Source organism: Pseudomonas fluorescens, from assembly GCF_902497855.1.
GTDB lineage: Bacteria > Pseudomonadota > Gammaproteobacteria > Pseudomonadales > Pseudomonadaceae > Aquipseudomonas > Aquipseudomonas fluorescens_BI.
The window spans coordinates 164,640-185,628 of sequence record NZ_CABVHU010000011.1 but is presented as its reverse complement, the minus strand read 5'-3'; the positions used below and the strand labels follow the sequence as shown (position 1 = coordinate 185,628).

Below are 20,989 nucleotides of genomic sequence, written 5' to 3'. Positions count from 1 at the left end.
GGTCATATCCCTTTAAATAGGCGTTGTAGCGACTGGCCCCTTCGCGAGCAGGCTCGCTCCCACACTGATTCCCAGCGGACACAGAATCTGTGTTCGCCACCGATTGAATGTGGGAGCGAGCCTGCTCGCGAAGGCGCTTTCAAAATCAACTCAAATCCCACAGAGCTGACGCAACAACCCGGTATCCAGATGTTTCTCCACCAGATCCGCCAACCGCTCGATATCGCGCTCGCGCAACCCGTGGTAATCCACCTCCTGCACAGCCTGCAAACCCGCCCATCGCAACAACGCACTGCAGGCCGCCGGGGATTCGAACAGGCCATGCAGATAGGTGCCGAAGATCTGCCCGTCAAGACTTTGCGCGCCATCGCAGCGACCATCGTCCAACTGCACGGCTGCGTTTTCCAGCGCCGGCCCGGTAGTCACCCCGGCATGGATTTCATAGCCGGTGACCGGCGCATCTTCCAGCGCCAGACGCCCGCGGACATTGCGCAACTGCTTCTCTTGTTCCAGCTGCGTGTCGAAGGCCAGCCAACCCAAACCGGCGCTGGAACCCGGCGCACCCTCGAGGCCCAGCGGGTCATGCACCTGCTCACCGAGCATCTGCAGGCCGCCACAGATGCCCAGCACTTTTCCGCCATAGCGCAGATGACGACTGATGGCGCTGTCCCAGCCATTGGCACGCAGATACGCCAGATCGCTGCGCACGCTTTTCGAACCGGGCAGAATGATCAGGTCGGCGGGCGGGATAGCCTGGCCCGGGCCGATGAATTGCAAGTCCACTTGCGGGTGCAGACGCAGCGGATCGAAATCGGTGTGGTTGCTGATCCGCGGCAGCACCGGCACCAGCACTTTGAGCACCTGGTCCGCCTTGTCGGTCTGGCGCTGATCGATACCGTCCTCGGCTTCCAGGTGCAGGTCCATCACATACGGCAACACGCCGATCACCGGTTTACCGGTGCGCGCCTCCAGCCAATCCAGCCCCGGCTGCAGTAACGCGAGGTCGCCGCGGAAGCGGTTGATGATGAACCCTTTGACCCGCGCCTGTTCACTCGGCGACAGCAATTCCAGGGTGCCCACCAGATGGGCGAAAACCCCGCCGCGATTGATGTCGGCAATCAGCACCACCGGGCAGTCCACCGCCTCGGCGAACCCCATGTTGGCGATGTCGCCGGCACGCAGATTGATCTCGGCCGGCGAACCGGCGCCTTCGACCATGACCACCGGATAAGCCCCGCTCAGGCGCTCATGGGAAGCCAGCACCGCTTGCATGGCGATGGATTTGTAGTCGTGATAGGCCACCGCATTCATGGTCGTGACGGCGCGACCATGAATGATCACCTGGGCGCCGGTATCGCTGTTGGGTTTGAGCAGCACCGGGTTCATGTCGGTGTGCGGTTCAAGGTTGGCCGCCTGGGCCTGCACCGCTTGCGCGCGACCGATTTCACCGCCATCGGCGGTCACGGCGCTGTTGAGCGCCATGTTCTGTGGCTTGAACGGCACGACGCTGACGCCCTGCCGGGTGACCCAACGACAGAGCGCCGTCACCAGCGTGCTTTTACCCGCGTCCGATGTAGTGCCTTGCACCATCAACGTCGTCATTGGCTTTCCTTGGCGTAGGCTTCGAACGCTTGCGCGAGACGTGTCCAGTCGGCTTCGTCGGCGGGCAAGCCGAATCGCAGGCTGCTGTTGTGAGTGAATAACCGCAGCAGAATGCCGCGCCGCGCCATGAATTCATGCAGTGCTTCGGCGCGCTCGGTGATCAGCCATTGAAACAGCGCGCAGCCGCCCTGGGGTGCGAAACCCTGTTGTGCCAGCAGCCGCGCCAGGCGCTCGCTGGCCGCTTCGGTGCGCTGCCGTTGGCGGGTGTGGCCTTCGGTGTCCAACAGGCAAGCCTGCCCCACTACCCGGGTCGGTCCGCTGACCGCCCACGGTCCTACTTGCTCGGCCAGCAACTTGAGCAGCCGGCGCTCGGCCAGCACAAAGCCCAGGCGCACACCGGCCAGGCCAAAAAACTTGCCGAAGGAACGCAGCACGATCAACCCGACCTGATCGGCAAAAGGCGCCAGGCTCAAGTGTGGCGTGTTGTCCATGAACGCCTCGTCCACCACCAGCCAGCCACCGCGCTGAGCCAGTTTCGCATGCCAGTCGAGCAGGCGACTCGGGGTCAGGCTCAGGCCGGTGGGATTGTTCGGGTTGACCACCACCAGCACGTCGAGACTGTCGAGAAAGAAGTCGACTTCCTGCTCCAGCACTTCACGCACGATATAACCGTTGCGGCGCCACGCTTCGGCGTGCTCGGCGTAACAGGGCGAGAGCACGCCGACCTTGCCGATGCGACGCAAACGCGGCAACAGCTGGATCGCCATTTGCGAACCGGCCACCGGCAGCACCTGTGCGGCGCCGTAGTAGTCGCAGGCCGCCTGCTCCAGACCGTCATCGGTTTCCGGCAATCGTGCCCAGGCGCGCAATGGCACCTGCGCGACTGCAAACGGCCAGGGTGCAAGACCGGTGGACAGGTCCAGCCAGTCGGCTTCGGCGATGCCGTATTCGAGCGCCGCCCTGCGCAATCGACCTCCGTGCTCAAGCATAAAATTCAGCCCCCACGCAAAGGATCAGCAACCATAACCATACCCCGCGCTTGACCAATTGCCAGCCACGGTCGATGGAGTCGGCATCCGCCGGCGGGCCTTCACCCAGTTGCGGGCGTTGATGCAGTTCACCGTGATAGATCGCCGCCCCGCCCAACTCGACGCCGAGCGCGCCAGCCCCGGCGGCCATCACCGGCCCGGCATTCGGGCTGTCCCAGGTCGGGCCCTGGGTGCGCCAGCATTTCAATGCCAGGCGGGTCTTGCCGAGCAGTGCGTAGGTCAACGCCACCAGGCGTGCGGGAATGTAATTGAGCACGTCATCGATCTTGGCCGCGGCCCAGCCGAAACGTTCGAAGCGGTCGTTTCGGTAACCCCACATCGCATCGAGGGTGTTGCTCAGGCGATAGAGCACCACCCCGGGCGCCCCCGCTACCGCGAACCAGAACAGCGCGGCAAATACCGCGTCGCTGCCGTTCTCCAGCACCGATTCGGTAGCGGCGCGGGCGACTTCGGTTTTATCCAGTTCGCTGGTCTGGCGGCTGACCAGATAACCCACCCGTTTGCGGGCTTCTTCAATATCATCGCTGCGCAGGGCCTTGGCCACTGGCTCGACGTGTTCACCGAGGCTGCGCATGCCGAGGGCACAATAGAGCGCGAGGATTTCGACGATCCAGCCGACATAAGGCGCCCAGGAAAACGCCGTGGCCAGCAAGGTCAGCGGCACGACCGCGATGACCCAGGCGGTGACGCCGTGACTGCGCCAGCCGCGACCTTCGCTGTTGAAACGTTGCTCGATGCGGTCGGCAAAACGGCCGAACGCCACCAGCGGATGCCAGCGTTTGGGCTCACCCAGCAGCGCATCCAGCGCCACCGCGGCGACACTCAACAACGCCACACTCATTGACTCACTCCCCAATAATTTTCATACAGCAATTCGCCAAGCGGACGCGCCTGGGCCCAGCCTTCGAGTGCCAGCATCGGTGCTGGATAGAATTCCTTCACCGGCCCCAGGCACAGCACGGCCAGCGGCTTGGCGCCAACGGGCATTTCCAGCAAGGCGGCCAGGGCTTGCGGCTCGAACAAAGAGACCCAACCCATGCCCAGTCCTTCGGCACGGGAGGCCAGCCACAGGTTCTGGATCGCGCAGGACAAGGAGGCCATGTCCATTTCCGGCAAGGTGCGGCGGCCGAAGATATGCCGGTCGCGATCGTCCATCAGCGCCGCGACCAGCACTTCGGCGCAGTCGTTGATACCTTCGACCTTGAGCTTCATGAATTCGTCGCTGCGCTCGCCGAGGGCTTCGGCGGTGCGGATGCGTTCTTCTTCCACCAGCTGTTGGATTTTGCCGCGCAGGGCGCGGTCGCTGATGCGGATGAAGCGCCAGGGCTGCATCAGGCCCACGCTCGGGGCCTGGTGGGCGGCTTCGAGCAGGCGCCGCAGCAGATCGGGCGCGACGGTGCCGCCGGTGAAGTGGCGCATGTCGCGGCGTTCGGCGATCACACGGTAGACCGCTTCGCGTTCGGCTTCGGAGAAGGCGTTGTCTGTCATGGCCTCTTCGCTGGCAAGCCAGCTCCTACAGGGGACCGCGTTTCGTCAGACAACTCATTGACCAATGTGGGAGCGAGCCTGCTCGCGAAGGCGGCCTCACGGTCAGGCGCAAATAATGCGGCAACCGCCGATGGATTGGACGGAAAATAAAAATGCACATAAGAGGCCGTCATCCGCCCCTCACGATAAACCGCCTCCGCCCCGCGCCCGCCATTCGGGCTCAGCCCACGGGCAATCGGCTCAAGCCCGGTGCTGGTCAACGAATGATGATAAGTGTGCCCACGCATCAAACCTTCCGGCAGTTCAACCGCCTGCAAAGCCAACGCAGCCAGACGCTTTTGCATCACCGCATCGCCGGCCAACAAGCCGACCAATTCGGCACGGGTGCCTTCGACATCGGTCAACGAATCCAGCAAATACAACATGCCTCCGCACTCGGCCAACAACGGTTTGCCCGCCCCATGGTGAGCGCGAATCGCGTCGAGCATCGATGTGTTCCGCGACAGCGCCAGATGGTGCAACTCCGGATAACCGCCCGGCAGGTACAGACTGTCCGCCTGCGGCAATCCGGTGTCCCGGATCGGCGAGAAAAACAGCAACTCGGCGCCCATGGCGCGCAGCAAATCCAGGCTCGCGCCGTAGGTGAAGGCAAAGGCTTCGTCACGGGCCACGGCAATCCGCACGCCGGCCAACAACGGCTCGGCAGGGATCACATCAGGGGCGGCGAATTCCACGGCCGGCGGCAATGCCACCTCGCAACTGCTGGCCAGGGCATCGGCCGCCGCGTCGAGGCGCAGATCAAGATCGTTCAACTCGCTGGCCTGAACCAGCCCCAGGTGACGGCTCGGCAATTCGATCCCGGTTTCCCGGGACAGGGCGCCATACCAGCGCAGGCCTTCCGTCAGGCTGCCTTCGAGCAATTGCGCATGCCGTAAGGTGCCCACGCGGTTGGCCAACACCCCGGCAAACGGCAAGTCCGGCTGATAGCGCGCCAGCCCCAGGGCCAGCGCGCCAAAGGTCTGGGCCATCGCAGTGCCGTCGATCACCCCCAGCACCGGCACACCGAAGTGCCGTGCCAGGTCGGCGCTGGACGGCGTACCGTCGAACAGCCCCATGACCCCTTCGATCAGGATCAGGTCGGCAACAGCAGCGGCTTCCCACAACAGTCGACGACTTTCCTGCTCGCCGACCATCCACATGTCCAGTTGATACACCGGCGCACCGCTGGCGCGCTCGAGAATCATCGGGTCGAGGAAATCCGGACCGCACTTGAAGACCCGCACCTTGCGCCCTTGATTGCGGTGCAACCGGGCCAGCGCGGCGGTGACGGTGGTCTTGCCCTGACCGGAGGCCGGCGCGGCAATCAAGACCGCCGGGCAATGACGTGGCTGACTCACAATTCGACGCCTTTTTGCGCTTTGATCCCGGCCTGGAACGCGTGCTTGACCACACCCATTTCGGTGACGGTGTCGGCCAGCTCGATCATTTCCGGTTTGGCACCGCGACCGGTAACCACTACATGTTGCATCGGCGGGCGCGCCTGCAAGTCGCTGAGCACCTGATCGAGGTCGAGGTAACCGTGCTTGAGGGCGATGTTCAACTCATCGAGCACCACCAGGCCGATGGACGGATCGCTCAGCAGTTCCCGGGACACCGCCCAGGCGGCTTCGGCGGCCGCGATATCACGCTGGCGGTCCTGGGTTTCCCAGGTGAAACCCTCGCCCATCACATGAAACCGCACCTGCTCCGGAAAACGGCGGAAGAACAATTCTTCGCCGGTGCTGTTGCGGCCCTTGATGAACTGCACCACGCCACACTGCATGCCATGGCCCAGGGAGCGGGCGAGCATGCCGAAGGCCGAACTGCTCTTGCCTTTACCGTTGCCGGTCAGCACCAGCAGCAGGCCGCATTCGTTCGGGGAATTGGCGATGCGTTCATCGATCACGGCTTTTTTGCGCAGCATGCGCGCCAGGTGACGTTCATCACGATCGGGGGTATCAGTCATGGGGGAGCTCTCCGTTGAGGCTGGATAACGGCGGGCAGGCACAAGAATAGACGGCAAAAAGCCTGGCATCGCCCACCGTGATGCCGCTGGATGGATCAGGCCGGTCTCCGGGCTCATGAGCGGCGCTGGCCGGACTGCGCGCCTTCCCATGTCGGCTTTCGACACAGTGGCTCAAGGCGCAGTCTTCACTCATTTACCGTTGCGGGGGCAGCGTCGGGATCATGACGCTTCATCGTTCGAAGACTGTCACTCACCGACTTCCCTGTTTCACTCTGTCGGCCATGGCCACAGAGCACCTGAAACAAGCCGCGAAGGTTAGAGGGTTGGGGGTGGAGCGTCAATTGAGAAAGAGCCCCGCGGCTGACCGGTTGAACCATCGCGCGTCTGGGCTTCTCTATGATTGTATCAACGCGTCCATAGGGAAGATCAGCATGCGCAAGCCCCAGCTCGTTCTCGTCATCGCGCTCGCCGGAGGGCTTGCCGCCTGTGGTGAAACCTCCAGCCTGCAAGTCATGGACGGCACCGGACCGTCGCCCAGGCTGCCGAAACCGAACAAGACCCTGATCCCGACGGTGAACGTCGCCCCGGCGATCGGCTGGCCAGACGGCGCGAAACCCGTCGCCGCGGCGGGCACTCAGGTTGCCGCCTTTGCCGAAGGCCTCGATCACCCGCGCTGGCTGTATGTATTGCCCAACGGCGACGTGCTGGTCGCCGAAACCAACGCGCCACCCAAGCCCGATGATGGCAAGGGCGTTAAAGGCTGGGTCATGAAGAAAGTCATGGGCCGTGCCGGTGCTGCCGTACCGAGCCCGAACCGCATCACCTTGCTGCGGGACCAGGACCACGACGGCATCGCCGAAACCCGTACGGTGTTCCTGGAAAACCTCAATTCGCCGTTCGGCATGACCCTGGTCGGCACTGACCTGTACGTTGCCGATACGGACCGCTTGCTGCGCTTCCACTATGAAAATGGCGAGACGGCGATCAAGTCGCCACCGATCAAAGTGGTCGATCTGCCGGGCGGCACGCTCAATCATCACTGGACCAAAAACGTCATCGCCAGCAAGGACGGGAGCAAGCTGTACGTGACGGTGGGCTCCAACAGCAATGTCGCCGAAAACGGCATGGACCAGGAAGAAGGTCGCGCGGCGATCTGGGAAGTGGACCGCGCCACCGGCAACCACCGGATCTTCGCTTCAGGCATTCGCAATCCCAACGGCCTGGCCTGGGAACCCCGGAGTGGAGCGCTGTGGACCGCCGTCAATGAACGCGACGAAATCGGCAGCGACCTGGTACCGGACTACATCACATCGGTGAAGGACGGCGGGTTCTACGGCTGGCCCTACAGCTATTACGGACAACATGTCGATGCGCGCGTGACCCCGCAGAATCCGGACCTGGTGGCCAAGGCCATTGCGCCGGACTACGCAGTCGGCCCGCACACGGCATCGCTGGGCCTGGCCTTTGCTGAAGGCAACACCCTGCCGACGCAGTTCAAGGAGGGCGCCTTCGTCGGCCAGCACGGCTCGTGGAACCGCGACCCGCACAGTGGCTACAAAGTGATTTTCGTGCCATTCAGCGCCGGCAAACCAGTCGGGCAACCGGTCGATGTGCTCACCGGGTTCCTCACCGATGACGAAAAAGCCATGGGTCGTCCGGTGGGGGTGGTGATCGATCGGCAGGGCGGTTTGCTGGTGGCGGATGATGTGGGGAACAAGGTGTGGCGGGTGTCGACTGCCAAATAACTGCAATACCCCATCACTTACAGGAGACGCATAGCACCTGTGGGAGCGAGCCTGCTCGCGAAAGCGGTCGATCAGCCAAAAATGAGGTTGAATTTGCTGGCCACTTCGCGGGCAGGCTCGCTCCCACAGGAGATCAGCGTTTATGGCAAAGCGTTAACCCATCACCTACAGGCAACAGCGACAAATCCACCCGCACGTCATCCTTCAAGGCCCGATTGAGCGCCTGGATGGCGCGGGTGTCGGCGCTTTCAGGATTGTCCTCGAGCACCCGCCCACTCCACAGGGTGTTATCGAACACGGCCAGGCCGCCGACCCTCAGCAAACGCAGCGCATGCTCCAGATAGCACGGGTAATTGGCCTTGTCGGCATCGATGAAGACCAGGTCGAACTGTCCCGGGCAATCCAGCTCCGCCAGGGTCTCCAACGCTGGCGCCAACCGCAGGTCGATCCGCTGCGCCAGACCCGCTTCCTGCCAGTAACGGCGTGCGGTCGTGTTGTAGTCGCCGGGAATATCACAACAGATCAGCGAACCGTCCTCCGGCAATGCCGCCGCCATGCACAAGGCGCTGTAACCGGTGAAGGTGCCCACTTCCAGCACACGCCTGGCGCCGGTGAGCTTTACCAGCAAGGCGAGGAATTGCCCCTGCTCCGGCGCCACTTGCCAACGCGCCATGGGCAACGCCTGGGTTTCGTCGCGCAAGCGTTTGAGCAGCGGCGTCTCCCGGAGAGAGACGTCGAGCAGGTATTGATACAGGGAATCGTCGAGATTGAGCGTGCGAGCGGTCATGACCAAACTCTGCAATCTATGGGTTATGCGCCAGATGCTCTGGTTGAAGCACACGCTTGGCGCTCAGATAAGCCCTCTGCCAATAAGCCTTGGACAAGCTGTCGAGCTTGACCGTACCGCCCGTGGCCGGCGCATGGACAAAACGGCCTTCACCGACATAGATCCCGGCATGGCTGACTTGGGAGCCGCCATTGGTCGCGAAGAAAATCAGGTCGCCGGTTTGCAGGCCTTCCTTGCCGATACTGGCCGCTTGCATACCGATCATCTCGCGAGTCGTGCGCGGCAAGGAAATACCGGCCACATCCCGGTAGACGTACCCGATCAACCCGCTGCAATCAAACCCCGAATCCGGCGTGTTGCCGCCCCAGCGATAGGGCGTGCCGACGAGGCCGAGCGCACGAAACAGTACGTCTTCCACGGCGGGAGAAAAGGCTTGGGAGGGGCCGAAAACCAGCGGCGCGCGAATCACCGGCGCAGGGGGTGGCGGTGTGCGGCTGGCGCAGGCGCTGAGCAGCGCGGCGAAGAGCAGGATTGCGAAGCGGGCTGACATCGTCATAACAGAACACCCTGATCTGGCTGCGGCTTTTCCACCGGCGGGGCAGAAAAGAAAACCGCCTGCGCAGGACGCAGGCGGTTTGCCATCAATATTAGATCAAGATTCTAGCTGCTGCACGGCAAACTTCAAGTAAGACTTTAAGTTCACCTTACAAAATGTCCGCTTACTTGCGGGCAGTGACGATCGTCGGGATCGAATCCGGCGCCATGGCGAGTGCGCGCTTGGCTTCGATGAAGGTTTTGCTCCAGTAGCTGTCGCCCAGGCTGTCAATCCGGACACCACCGCTGCGGCGGCTGCTGGAATGGATGAACTGGTTGTCGCCCAGGTAGATCCCGGCATGACTGACGCGCCCACGACGGCCGTTGGTGGCGAAGAACAACAAATCACCCGGTTTCAGATCGCTGCGGGTCACCAGCGGGGCGTCCACGTTGATCATTTCGCGGGTGGAGCGCGGCAGGTTCATACCGGCTTCTTCACGAAACAGATAACCGATAAAGCCACTGCAATCGAAACCGGCTTCGGAGGTGCCACCGAAACGGTAACGGGTGCCGATCAGGGACATGCCGCGTTCGAGGATGCTGTCGGCCAGAACCGGAAGCTGGTAGGACTTGCCATTGCCGAAGCTGGCCAGTTCTTTATCGCTGGCCGCCTCTTGCTCAATGGCTTCCTGGAGAAGAACGGAAGTCGATTGGGCGGTAACTGAATTGATAACCTGCTGTTTTTGCTCTTGCTGGGGCACTGGAGAATGAGCAGCGCAACCAAACAACAGGGTGACGAGTGCGAGAGGCACGAGGGGTGCGAAGCGCTTTAGCATGAGCACGACCGTGGCTGATAGTTATAAGAGAGGCCGCGACTATGCCCGCAATCATGCTCATTTGCAAATTCAATCGACCTTTATGTGACTTCCCGGCTTCTCGATTACATCTAAGCGCTTAAGCCCCATTTAGTCGTCGCGCAGCCTGCAGATCTGTAGGCATGCAGCTTTGCTGGCGTCGGAAAACTGCCGAAACCTGCGTCAGACATGGGTTTCACCAGCCCAACGTCTCTTTGAGGAACGGAATCGTCAACTTGCGCTGGGCTTGAAGAGACGCCTGGTCGAGGCGCTCGAGCAACTCGAATAGCGCACTCATGCTGCGAGTGCCCCGCGTCAGGATGAAATGCCCGACTTCGTCGGTCAGGTGCAAGCCGCGACGAGAAGCGCGCAGTTGCAAGGCGCGCAATTTGTCTTCGTCGGAAAGCGGGCGCATCTGGAAGATCAGGGCCAGGGTCAGACGGGACTTGAGATCCGCCAGTTTGATTGGCAGCTCACGCGGCGACGTCGAAGCGGCGATCAACAGGCGCCGACCGCTGTCACGCAGACGGTTGAACAGATGGAACAGCGCCTCCTCCCAATCCGCACGCCCGGCGACCGCCTGCAAGTCATCCAGGCAGACCAGCTCGTATTGTTCGAGGTTGTCGAGGATTTCGATGCCACGGTCCAGCAGCTCGGCCAACGGCAGATACACCGCCGGCTCTCCCAGCTGTTCGAAACGCAGGCAGGCCGCCTGCAACAGATGCGTACGCCCTACCCCGTCCTTGCCCCAGAGATAAATCAGGCTTTCGGTCCAGCCGGCGTCGGCTTCGCATAGCCGCTCGACATAGCCGAGTGCAGCGGCATTGGCGCCTGGGTAGTAATTGATAAAGGTAGCGTCATCACGCAGACGCACACCTAGGGGCAGCTGAATCGGTTTCATGCTGACTGAACAGTTCCAGGGGAACCGTTAGTGGCCTCTGTGTAAAGTTTGCGAAGTTTATACCCGTGAAGCTGACCGCACAATGCGACAGACCACAAGCAAAATCAACGGTTTGCGTTAATGCACTGGTTTTATGACAGTTTTTTTGGCGCCAAGGGCAAAAGCGATGCAAAAGCGGCAGGTCAACCCGGCGATGAACCAGGCTGCCCGCGAGCAACGGTCCACCTACCTCAGAGCTCGGGCTCGTCGACGCCGCCGCTGTACATATCTGAATCCTTGTACAAATCATGCACGTGACGCACCAGCACCATGATCACCGCCGCCACCGGCAACGCCAGCAGCACGCCGGTGAAGCCGAACAGCTCGCCCCCCGCCAGAATCGCGAAGATCACCGCCACCGGATGCAGACCGATCCGGTCTCCCACCAGTAAAGGCGTCAATACCATGCCTTCCAGCGCCTGACCGACCATGAATACTGCGACGATGCCAACCATCGGGTACAGGTCGCCACCGAACTGGAACAGGCCGGCAACCAATGCCGCACCAATCCCGATGACAAAACCCATGTACGGCACGATCGCGGCCAGACCGGCAATGAGACCGATCAACAGCCCCAGCTCCAGCCCTATCAGCATCAGGCCCGCCGCGTAGATCACGCCCAGCGCCACCATCACCAGCAACTGCCCGCGCACGAATGCACCCAGCACTTCATGGCATTCACCGGCCAGTGTCATCACACGCGCTTCGCGATCACGGGGCAGCAGGCCGCGGATCTTGGCCATCATCAGGTCCCAGTCCCGCAACAGGTAGAACATCACCACCGGGATCAGCACCAGATTCGCCAGCAAAGCGATCAATGCCAGCCCGGAAGCCGTCGCCTGACTCAGCACCACGCCGACAATGTCAGTGGTCTGGCCCATGTGTTCGCTGATCGCTGCCTTGAGCTTGTCGAATTTCCAGAAACCATCCGACAGGCCAAATTTCGATTGCGCCCAAGGCAGTGCGCTGTGCTGCAACCAGTCGAGCATTTGTGGCGTCAGCTCATACAAGCGAAACAACTGCTTGGCGAGCATCGGCACCAACACCAACAGCAAGGTGGTGAAGATCACGGTAAACAGCGCAAACACCGCGATCACGCCCCAGGTCCTGGACAGACCGGCTTTCTCCAGTCGATCGACAAGAGGGTCGAACAGATAGGCCAGCAGCAGCGCGACCAGAAAGGGCGTCAGGATCGGATGCAACAGCCAGAAAAACGCGCAGAGCAGGATCACCCCACCCAACCAGAACCAACGCCGCGTATCGGCCATGAACCACTCCAGCTTCTATATAAGGAAAGAACAACTTACCAACGGAAACGCAGCTGCGGCGTCGGTTTCGGCGCCACGGCAGGTACCGAGCCATCGGCCGAAGGCTGGGCCGGGGCCGCGGGGGCAGGCGCCTCACCGGCCGGCACTTCCTGCAACCTGGCCAGGGACAACTGCGCCTTCAACTGTTCGGCGCTACCTTTGACCCGATACAGAATCCGGTCGCCATCGACGCTTTGCAGGCGCGCGCCAAAAGGTTCGAGCAAACGCCCAAGGGCCGCATAGCGCTCCAGGTTCATGCCCTGCACTTCCAGCAATTGTTCACTCGAAGCACCCGGCTTGACCACAAACCGCGGCGCCAGACGCTCACTGACCGCCAACATGACGGCATCGGCCACGGCGGCCTGATCCGCACCCTGCACACTGCCAGCCTCTTTCTGATCGCCCAGCCACAAGCGCCACTTGGCTTGCCACTGCCCCCCCTCTTCACGGGCATGCACGGCCAGCAAGGCATCGGCATTGTAACGTTCCGAAACTCCGCGCAACGGCGCCGGATCCGTGCCTTCCAGATTCGGCGCGGTGGCAACGATCTGCTCATTCAGGTCCGCCAGCGGCAAGCGCAACGGTAAACCACGGTAGCGTGCCGCACTGCGCAACGGCGTCGCGCTGGCCTGACCATCGCCCACCAGGCTCGAGCCCTCGGTCGCATCGTTCAACCACCAGCCCAGGATCGACGGTCGGTTCGCGCCCCAGAGCGATAACCCGGCACGGCGCAACGCCTGCTCCGTGGTGGCCGGGTCGAAATCGACCTTCAGTACTTCCGGCGGGCCGGCCTCAAAACCGAATTGACTGATGATCTGTTGCGGATCCTTGCGCAGCGCCGCCAGCCCCGGGCTTTGCGCCGCCTTGGGATCACCGGTCAGGCGCAATACCAGGGTATCCAGCGCCCGCTGGGTGGCTTGATCGCGCTCCTCGGGCGCCTGGCTGTTGACAGGCTCGCGCACCTGATAAAGGCCTTTGACGGTTTCGGCCTGACTGGCGAGGCTGACCAAGGATAAACCGCCCATAAACAGCAATTTGAGAAAACGCATGGAAGATTCCTGACAACGAGAGCGGCTGGAACAGACCGCATGAAGACAAAGGAGCAAGGCTGTGACCCTCGCTCGATGCAAAACATTCACACGGCCCGGGTAAGTTTTTCGCACTGCCCTAACGATAGACGGTTAATAGCGCTACCTTATACAGCCCTGCACGATTGCACCAACCCGGGCAATTACAGTTTTTTTCAACCGATATGCCCCTGCTGTCGGCCTGAGGATGGCCGCTGTGCCTCAAGCCTGATAAAATCGCGCGCCTTCGCAGACCGGCAACAGCCGGGCCCTTGAATTTGCGCTCGGCAATCGCCCTCGCCTGTACAAGTGGTCCCGCTGGACTCGGTCGTTACCCCTGAATCCCCCCTAAAGGCCTGGATCATGAGCAAGCAACCCTCCCTGAGCTACAAGGACGCCGGTGTAGACATCGACGCCGGTGAAGCATTGGTCGAACGCATCAAGAGCGTCGCCAAGCGCACTGCGCGCCCGGAAGTCATGGGCGGCCTGGGCGGTTTTGGCGCCCTCTGCGAAATCCCGGCCGGCTACAAGCAGCCTGTGCTGGTTTCCGGTACTGACGGCGTCGGCACCAAGCTGCGCCTGGCCCTGAACCTGAACAAGCACGACAGCATCGGCATCGACCTGGTGGCCATGTGCGTCAACGACCTGGTGGTGTGCGGCGCCGAGCCGCTGTTCTTCCTCGACTACTATGCCACCGGCAAACTCAACGTCGAAACCGCGACCCAGGTCGTGACCGGCATCGGCGCCGGCTGCGAACTGTCCGGCTGCTCCCTGGTCGGCGGCGAAACCGCTGAAATGCCAGGCATGTACGAAGGCGAAGACTACGACCTGGCCGGCTTCTGCGTCGGCGTCGTGGAAAAATCCGAAATCATCGACGGCTCGAAAGTCGCTGCCGGCGATGCCCTGCTCGCCCTGCCGTCTTCCGGCCCGCACTCCAACGGCTACTCGCTGATCCGCAAGATCATCGAAGTGGCAGGTGCCGACATCGAAAACATCCAGCTCGACGGCAAGCCGCTGACCGACCTGCTGATGGCTCCGACCCGCATCTACGTGAAGCCGCTGCTCAAGCTGATCAAGGACACCGGCGCGGTCAAGGCCATGGCCCACATCACCGGCGGCGGCCTGCTGGACAACATCCCGCGCGTTCTGCCAAAAGGCGCTCAAGCGGTGGTTGACGTGGCAAGCTGGACTCGCCCTGCCGTGTTCGACTGGCTGCAAGAGCAAGGCAACGTTGACGAAAACGAAATGCACCGCGTGCTGAACTGCGGCGTGGGCATGGTCATCTGCGTCGCTCAAGAGCACGTCGAAACCGCGCTGAACGTGCTGCGTGAAGCTGGCGAGCAGCCTTGGGTCATCGGCCAGATCGCCACCGCTGCCGAAGGCGCGGCCCAGGTCGAACTGAAAAACCTCAAGGCACACTGATGCAAGAGCGGATGTCCCAGACCTGTGATGTGGTGGTGCTGTTGTCCGGCACCGGCAGTAACTTGCAGGCCTTGATCGACAGCACGCGGACCGGCGACAGCCCGGCCCGCATCGCTGCGGTGATTTCCAACCGCGCCGACGCCTACGGCCTGCAACGCGCCAGGGACGCGGGTATCGATACCCGCTGCCTGGATCACAAGGCTTTCGAAGGCCGCGAGGCCTTCGATGCCGCGCTGACCGAAATGATCGACGCCTTCAATCCCAAACTCGTGGTCCTGGCCGGCTTCATGCGCATTCTCAGCGCCGGTTTCGTGCGCCATTACCAGGGTCGCCTGCTTAATATCCATCCCTCGCTGCTGCCCAAATACAAAGGGTTACACACTCACCAGCGCGCGCTGGAGGCCGGCGACACCGAGCACGGCTGCTCCGTGCACTTTGTCACCGAGGAACTCGATGGCGGACCACTGGTCGTACAGGCAGTAATACCGGTAGAGTTGCAGGATTCGCCGCAGAGTCTGGCGCAGCGAGTCCATGGCCAGGAACACCTGATCTACCCGATGGCTGTACGCTGGTTTGCCGAAGGTCGTTTATCACTCGGCGAGCAAGGTGCTTTACTGGATGGGAAGCTACTCGCCGCCAGCGGCCACTTGATTCGAACCTAGGAGATTTTATGCGTCGCGCCCTGCTCTTCGCTTGCGCTCTGCTCGTCCTGCCTTTTGCGCAGGCTGCAGAACTTCAACCTTTCTCCGCCAGCTACACCGCCGACTGGAAGCAGCTGCCGATGAGCGGCACCGCGGAGCGCAGCCTGACCAAGCAAGCCAACGGCGCCTGGAAGCTCAGCTTCAAGGCCTCGATGATGATCGCCAGCCTGACCGAAGAAAGCACCCTGACCCTGGACAAGGACACCTTGCTGCCCCAGTCCTACCATTTCGAACGTGGCGGCCTGGGCAAAGCCAAGAAGGCTGACCTGGACTTCGACTGGACCAACAAAATGGTCACCGGCACCGATCGCGGCGACCCGGTCAAACTCCCGCTCAACCGCGGCATGGTCGACAAATCCACTTATCAGCTGGCACTGCAGCATGACGTGGCCGCCGGCAAGAAAAGCATGAGCTATCAGGTCGTCGATGATGGCGAAGTCGATACCTATGACTTCCGCGTACTGGGTTCGGAAAAAGTCGACACCAAGGCCGGCCAGATCGATGCGATCAAGGTCGAGCGCGTGCGCGATCCTACACAGAGCAAACGCATCACCGTGCTGTGGTTCGCCAAGGACTGGGACTACCTGCTGGTCCGCCTGCAACAAGTCGAGACGGACGGCAAGGAGTACAACATCATGCTCCTCGATGGCACGGTCAACGGCAAGGCTGTCAAAGGCAGCTGATCCGGTCGATACGTAAGAGCCTCGCAGATGCGGGGCTTTTTTTCGCCTGTCAAATACCCCCCTGTGCAATACGTTCCCTGTAGGAGCCGGCTTGCCGGCGAAGGCGTTTTCATAGACGCTGCAAGGCTTGAGGCCGCCTTCGCCGGCAAGCCGGCTCCTACAGGGAGCGCGGCAGGATCGCCAGGAAGTTATCCCGCGCGACTTTTCTGGCAACCTCTTCCGGCAACGCATCGAGAAACGGATCGAAACTGCGCATTTCCTTACCAAGCTTGTTGAAACGTCCCACCACATCGGAACCGAGCATGAAGCGCTCCGGGAAGCGCTCCACCAGCTTCAACCACTCGCCCCGAGGCTTGCCCTGCTCATCGAGCAGATAGGGCGTCAGCATGCTCCAGGACAGGTCGACGAACAGGTTGGGGTAAGCATCAAGCATGCGGGTCAACGTTGGCAGCAGAAAGTCCAGCCGGGTCTGGTGGCGATGAATCTCGGCGCTGGTACCTGCGTGGGCCCAGATGAATCGGGTGTGCGGATGATTGCGCAGCGGCTCTTCGACTTCCGCCAGGTACAGTGGATTTCTTTCGCGCTTGGAGGTGATGTTGGAATGCAGCATGACCGGCAAGTCGTTTTCGGCGGCGAGGTGATAGATCCGCGTCATCGCTTCGTTATTCGCCCGTGGCGTGTCGCCGGACGTCAGCGCAGTCAGGTCGTCATGGCGGGTAAAGACTTCGCCTATGCCCTGCCACAGACCGGGATTGAGATCGAGCATGCGCTGGATATGCGCCGCGGAGTTCTTGTCGTTGGGGTTGAACCCTGACAGGAACGGGTGAAAGTACTGACGCTGCTCGGGGGGCAAGCTGTTCACAGCAGCGGCGACTATGACATCGGTGGCGCTGTACCAGTAGGCATCGGCATCATCGCCAGCGTAATAACGTGGACGCTTGGGTTCGTCTTCGTGCCATTTCTTGGCCACCGGAATGCCGGAAATCATCACATGCTCGATGCGGTTGTCGGCCATGGCCTTGAGCAATTTCGGCATGCCGGCCGTTTCCTGAAAAAAGTCCACGTAATGCAGGTGCGCATCGCTGTAGGCATATTCCCGGGCGCTGGCAACGTGGCTGGCAAAGACCAACAGGCAGGCAACGCTGTAGCGGAACACAGGCACGGGCGATCTCCGGAATGTAGGAACAGCGTAGACCCCACCGCAAGGTCCAGGGTTCATCAAGGCAAGAAAGTGGAACGCATACTTGTAGGAATGCTCTATACCTTCAAGGTCTTTTTTGACTGAATGACTTTTCCTAGCCTACGAGGTTTCCCATGACTGTTACCGTCAATACCGTTTCCGCCGAAGGTTTTCGTCACAGCATCCAGATCGATGAGCACGAGTTGTTTGCCGATGTCCCCAAAGATATCGGCGGCGAAGGCACTGCGCCAGAGCCCCACGACTACTTCGACGCCGCCCTCGGCGCCTGCAAGGCCGTGACCCTGAAGATGTACGCCAAAAAGAAAGACATCCCGCTGACCGGTGTCACGGTCGAGGTCAAACGCGATAACAGCGAAGAACAGAAAGGCAAATATGCCCTGCACGTCAAACTGACCCTCAAGGGCGTACTCACCGACGCCCAGCGCGACGAACTGCACCGCGTAGCCGATCGCTGCCCGGTACACAAGCTGATGACCAGCACTGAGGTCAGCATCGAAACCCATCTGTCCGAAGGTGCGTTCAGCCAATAGCGGCAAGGGCTGCGCAAGCGGGTTATGCTCCACGCGTCACCCGCTCAGCCTGGAATGCACCATGAACACTCCGCTCGTGATCCGTCCCCGCGCCGAAGACGTCGAAGGCCAACCGATTCTTCGCCCTTTGCCGTCAGCCAAATGCCGCAGTGTCGGGCCCTTTGTATTTTTCGACCACATGCTGGAAACCCTGTACCCGGCAGGCCATGGCATGAACATCCGACAGCATCCGCATATTGGCCTGTCCACCCTCACCTACTTGTTCGAAGGGCAAATCCAGCACAAAGACAGCCTTGGCTCCGATCAGGTGGTCGAGGCCGGGGATGTCAGCTGGATGACAGCGGGTAGCGCAATTGCCCACGTCGAGCGCACACCGCAGGCGCTGAAGGACAGAGGGTTCAGGATGCATGGGCTGCAGATCTGGCTGGCGTCGCCCAAGGAGTATGAACAAGGCCCGGGGCACTACAGCCACCATCCGGCGGCCACACTGCCGGTCAGCGATAACCTTGGCGTGAAGATCCGGATGATTGCCGGGTCAGGCTTTTGCCTGGAATCGCCGGTGCCGGTGCTTTCTCCTACGCTGTATGCAGAATTGAACCTGCAAACGGCCACCACTTTGCTCATACCTGCCGAGCATGAAGAGCGGGCGCTGTATGTGTTGAGTGGCGAGGCGCAGCTGGATGGCGAGCCGTTGGAACCCCATACGCTGTCGGTGTTGCCTGCCGGGGAAGAGATGACGCTGTTCGCCGAGAGCGACTGCCACGCCGTGCTGTTCGGCGGCGCACCGCTGGATGGACCGCGGCGGATCAACTGGAATTTTGTGGCGAGTGATCCGGCGGCCATCGAAGAAGCGCGGCGACGCTGGGCGGCCGGGGATTGGCCGACGGTGCCGGGGGAAAGCGAGCGGATCGAGCTGCCGAAACACCGAAGCGAGCCGACCCCGTTGTAATGATCGTTCCCACGCTCTGCGTGGGCATGCAGCCCGTGACGCTCCGCGTCACTGGACGCGGAGCGTCCCTGGAGGCATTCCCACGCAGAGCGTGGGAATGATCATCCACTTCTGCACCCTGTTAACAGCATCCAAAAAAAACCCGCCGAAGCGGGTTTTTTTGTACAACGCCGTTAAACCGACAGTTCAACCAGCAGCTTGTTGAGGCGGCGCACATACGCGGCCGGGTCCTTCAAGCTGTCGCCGGCCGCCAGGGCCGCCTGATCGAAGAGGATGTGCGACAGGTCGCCGAAGCGTTCGTCGCTCTGCTCGTTGTCGAGTTTCTCGATCAGTGGGTGAGCCGGGTTGAATTCGAAGATCGGCTTCGACTCCGGAACCTTCTGACCACTGGCTTCCAGGATCTGACGCATCTGCATGCCCAGGTCCTGCTCGCCGATGGCCAGAATCGCCGGGGAATCGGTCAGGCGGTGGGAAACCCGCACTTCGGCCACCGAATCGCCCAGAGCGGTTTTCAGGCGCTCAACCAGGCCTTCTTTGGACTTGGCGACTTCTTCCGCGGCTTTCTTGTCCTCTTCCGAGTCCAGGTTGCCCAGGTCCAGGTCACCGCGCGCCACGTCGACGAAGCTCTTGCCGTCGAAGTCGCTGAGGTAGCTCATCAGCCACTCGTCGATGCGGTCGGTCAGCAGCAGCACTTCGATGCCTTTCTTGCGGAAGACTTCCAGGTGCGGGCTGTTTTTGACCTGTGCGTAGGTTTCGCCGGTCAGGTAGTAGATCTTGTCCTGGCCTTCCTTGGCGCGCGCCAGGTATTCGGCCAGGGAAACCACTTGCTCGCCTTCTTCGCCCTGAGTGGAGGCGAAACGCAGCAGGCCGGCGATTTTCTCTTTGTTGGCGAAGTCTTCTGCCGGGCCTTCTTTCATGACCTGACCGAAGTTTTTCCAGAAGCTCTTGTACTGCTCAGGGTCGTTCTTCGCCAGTTTTTCCAGCATGTCGAGCACACGCTTGGTCAGCGCCGACTTCATGGAGTCGATGATCGGGTCTTTCTGCAGGATCTCCCGCGACACGTTCAGCGACAGGTCGTTGGAATCGACCACGCCTTTGATGAAACGCAGGTACAGCGGCAGGAACGACTCGGCCTGATCCATGACGAATACGCGCTGCACGTAGAGCTTCAGGCCTTTAGGGGCTTCACGCTGGTACAGGTCGAACGGTGCACGGGCCGGTACGTAGAGCAGCGAGCTGTATTCCAGCTTGCCTTCGACCTTGTTGTGGCTCCAGCTCAGCGGGTTCTCGAAATCGTGCGCGACGTGTTTGTAGAACTCCTGGTATTCCTCGTCCTTGATCTCGGTACGCGGACGGGTCCACAGGGCGCTGGCGCGGTTGACGGTTTCCCATTCAACGGCCGGCCCCGCTTCTCCATCAAGAGCTTCGCCTTCAACAGCGGCCGCTTCTTTCGGCAACTCAATCGGCAGAGCGATGTGATCGGAGTACTTCTTGATGATGTTGCGCAGACGCCAGCCATCGGCGAACTCGTCTTCAGCGGATTTCAGGTGCAGGACGATGCGGGTACCGCGCTCGGCTTTCTCGACGGTGGCGATTTCGAATTCGCCTTCGCCCTTGGACGACCAATGTACGCCTTCGCTGGCAGCGAGGCCGGCACGGCGGCTGTACACGTCGACTTTGTCAGCGACGATGAACGCAGAGTAGAAGCCCACACCGAACTGACCGATCAGGTGCGAATCTTTCTTCTGGTCGCCGGACAGATGTTTCATGAAATCGGCGGTGCCGGATTTGGCGATGGTGCCCAGATGGGTCACCGCGTCTTCGCGACTCATGCCAATGCCGTTGTCTTCGAGGGTGACGGTTTTAGCGTCCTTGTCGAAGCTCACACGGATTTTCAGCTCGGCGCCACCTTCCAGCAGGTCAGGCTTGGCCAAGGCTTCAAAGCGTAATTTATCGACAGCGTCAGAGGCGTTCGAGATCAATTCGCGAAGGAAAATTTCCTTGTTGGAATACAGCGAATGGATCATGAGGTGCAGCAGCTGCTTCACCTCGGTCTGGAAGCCCAGGGTTTCCTTTTGAGTTTCCACACTCATGGTCATCAAACTCCAATCAGATGGCATAAGCC

At 61.3% G+C, this 20,989-nt stretch carries 20 protein-coding genes and 1 riboswitch; of the genes, 6 read left to right on the top strand and 14 right to left on the bottom strand.

From position 1 onward, the window contains the following. Positions 1-150: 150 nt before the first annotated feature. Genes F8N96_RS21980 through cobO form a run of 6 tightly spaced genes read right to left on the bottom strand, consistent with a single transcriptional unit; the run spans position 151 to position 6,144 of the window. Positions 151-1,602, bottom strand: a complete 1,452-nt coding sequence (locus F8N96_RS21980; RefSeq protein ID WP_150799596.1) for a cobyric acid synthase — start codon at positions 1,600-1,602, stop codon at positions 151-153. Then, positions 1,599-2,591 (bottom strand): threonine-phosphate decarboxylase CobD, encoded by a 993-nt coding sequence (gene cobD / locus F8N96_RS21975; RefSeq protein WP_150799595.1) that lies wholly within the window; start codon positions 2,589-2,591, stop codon positions 1,599-1,601. The genes F8N96_RS21980 and cobD overlap by 4 nt, the downstream gene beginning before the upstream one ends. Beyond that, complete coding sequence (gene cbiB / locus F8N96_RS21970; protein ID WP_150764430.1) at positions 2,584-3,492, bottom strand: adenosylcobinamide-phosphate synthase CbiB; 909 nt, start codon at positions 3,490-3,492, stop codon at positions 2,584-2,586. Before cbiB ends, cobD begins: the two co-directional genes overlap by 8 nt. After that, a complete protein-coding gene (gene bluB, locus F8N96_RS21965) occupies positions 3,489-4,139 on the bottom strand; it encodes a 5,6-dimethylbenzimidazole synthase (RefSeq protein WP_150799594.1) in 651 nt (216 codons plus the stop codon). Before bluB ends, cbiB begins: the two co-directional genes overlap by 4 nt. Then, positions 4,136-5,536, bottom strand: a complete 1,401-nt coding sequence (locus tag F8N96_RS21960; protein WP_150799593.1) for a cobyrinate a,c-diamide synthase — start codon at positions 5,534-5,536, stop codon at positions 4,136-4,138. Before F8N96_RS21960 ends, bluB begins: the two co-directional genes overlap by 4 nt. Next, positions 5,533-6,144: a cob(I)yrinic acid a,c-diamide adenosyltransferase gene (gene cobO, locus F8N96_RS21955; RefSeq protein ID WP_150764433.1), complete on the bottom strand. Its 612-nt coding sequence runs from the start codon at positions 6,142-6,144 to the stop codon at positions 5,533-5,535. Before cobO ends, F8N96_RS21960 begins: the two co-directional genes overlap by 4 nt. Positions 6,145-6,224: 80 nt before the next feature. Continuing rightward, positions 6,225-6,459: riboswitch (cobalamin riboswitch) on the bottom strand. Between the two features lie 116 nt (positions 6,460-6,575). Here cobO and F8N96_RS21950 point away from each other — a divergent pair. Next, a complete protein-coding gene (locus F8N96_RS21950) occupies positions 6,576-7,889 on the top strand; it encodes a PQQ-dependent sugar dehydrogenase (protein WP_150799592.1) in 1,314 nt (437 codons plus the stop codon). A gap of 133 nt (positions 7,890-8,022) precedes the next feature. On the opposite strand, the gene F8N96_RS21940 is transcribed toward F8N96_RS21950, so the two are convergent. The 6 genes from F8N96_RS21940 to F8N96_RS21915 form a co-directional block, all read right to left on the bottom strand. Then, the gene (locus F8N96_RS21940) at positions 8,023-8,676 is read right to left on the bottom strand and encodes a class I SAM-dependent methyltransferase (RefSeq protein ID WP_150799590.1); all 654 of its coding nucleotides are present in this window, start codon (positions 8,674-8,676) and stop codon (positions 8,023-8,025) included. 16 nt (positions 8,677-8,692) lie between these two features. Then, positions 8,693-9,232, bottom strand: coding sequence for a C40 family peptidase (locus F8N96_RS21935; RefSeq protein ID WP_150764436.1), 540 nt, complete (start codon positions 9,230-9,232; stop codon positions 8,693-8,695). Positions 9,233-9,395: 163 nt separating this feature from the next. Continuing rightward, positions 9,396-10,046 (bottom strand): C40 family peptidase, encoded by a 651-nt coding sequence (locus F8N96_RS21930; protein WP_150799589.1) that lies wholly within the window; start codon positions 10,044-10,046, stop codon positions 9,396-9,398. A 214-nt stretch (positions 10,047-10,260) separates the two neighbouring features. Then, positions 10,261-10,965, bottom strand: coding sequence for a DnaA regulatory inactivator Hda (gene hda / locus F8N96_RS21925; RefSeq protein ID WP_150799588.1), 705 nt, complete (start codon positions 10,963-10,965; stop codon positions 10,261-10,263). Positions 10,966-11,195: 230 nt separating this feature from the next. After that, on the bottom strand, positions 11,196-12,272 hold the full coding sequence (locus tag F8N96_RS21920) for an AI-2E family transporter (protein ID WP_150799587.1): 1,077 nt from the start codon (positions 12,270-12,272) through the stop codon (positions 11,196-11,198). Positions 12,273-12,307: 35 nt separating this feature from the next. Continuing rightward, a complete protein-coding gene (locus F8N96_RS21915; protein ID WP_150799586.1) occupies positions 12,308-13,360 on the bottom strand; it encodes a DUF2066 domain-containing protein in 1,053 nt (350 codons plus the stop codon). A gap of 381 nt (positions 13,361-13,741) precedes the next feature. Here F8N96_RS21915 and purM point away from each other — a divergent pair, with 381 nt between their 5' ends. From purM to F8N96_RS21900, 3 genes are read left to right on the top strand one after another with little or no spacing between them, the layout of a single operon-like run. Next, a complete protein-coding gene (gene purM / locus F8N96_RS21910; RefSeq protein WP_064679018.1) occupies positions 13,742-14,800 on the top strand; it encodes a phosphoribosylformylglycinamidine cyclo-ligase in 1,059 nt (352 codons plus the stop codon). An 11-nt stretch (positions 14,801-14,811) separates the two neighbouring features. Continuing rightward, positions 14,812-15,462 (top strand): phosphoribosylglycinamide formyltransferase, encoded by a 651-nt coding sequence (gene purN, locus F8N96_RS21905; RefSeq protein WP_150799585.1) that lies wholly within the window; start codon positions 14,812-14,814, stop codon positions 15,460-15,462. 8 nt (positions 15,463-15,470) lie between these two features. Next, complete coding sequence (locus F8N96_RS21900; protein ID WP_064679020.1) at positions 15,471-16,184, top strand: DUF3108 domain-containing protein; 714 nt, start codon at positions 15,471-15,473, stop codon at positions 16,182-16,184. Positions 16,185-16,341: 157 nt separating this feature from the next. Here the strand turns inward: F8N96_RS21900 and F8N96_RS21895 are convergent, their stop codons facing one another. Then, entirely contained in the window at positions 16,342-17,346 is a 1,005-nt protein-coding gene (locus F8N96_RS21895; RefSeq protein ID WP_150799584.1) for an amidohydrolase family protein, read from the bottom strand. A 152-nt stretch (positions 17,347-17,498) separates the two neighbouring features. Here F8N96_RS21895 and F8N96_RS21890 point away from each other — a divergent pair, with 152 nt between their 5' ends. Beyond that, the gene (locus tag F8N96_RS21890; protein ID WP_150799583.1) at positions 17,499-17,915 is read left to right on the top strand and encodes an OsmC family protein; all 417 of its coding nucleotides are present in this window, start codon (positions 17,499-17,501) and stop codon (positions 17,913-17,915) included. A 61-nt stretch (positions 17,916-17,976) separates the two neighbouring features. Beyond that, complete coding sequence (locus F8N96_RS21885; protein ID WP_150799582.1) at positions 17,977-18,864, top strand: pirin family protein; 888 nt, start codon at positions 17,977-17,979, stop codon at positions 18,862-18,864. Positions 18,865-19,037: 173 nt separating this feature from the next. Here the strand turns inward: F8N96_RS21885 and htpG are convergent, their stop codons facing one another. Continuing rightward, the gene (gene htpG, locus F8N96_RS21880; protein WP_150799581.1) at positions 19,038-20,957 is read right to left on the bottom strand and encodes a molecular chaperone HtpG; all 1,920 of its coding nucleotides are present in this window, start codon (positions 20,955-20,957) and stop codon (positions 19,038-19,040) included. Positions 20,958-20,989: the final 32 nt, after the last annotated feature.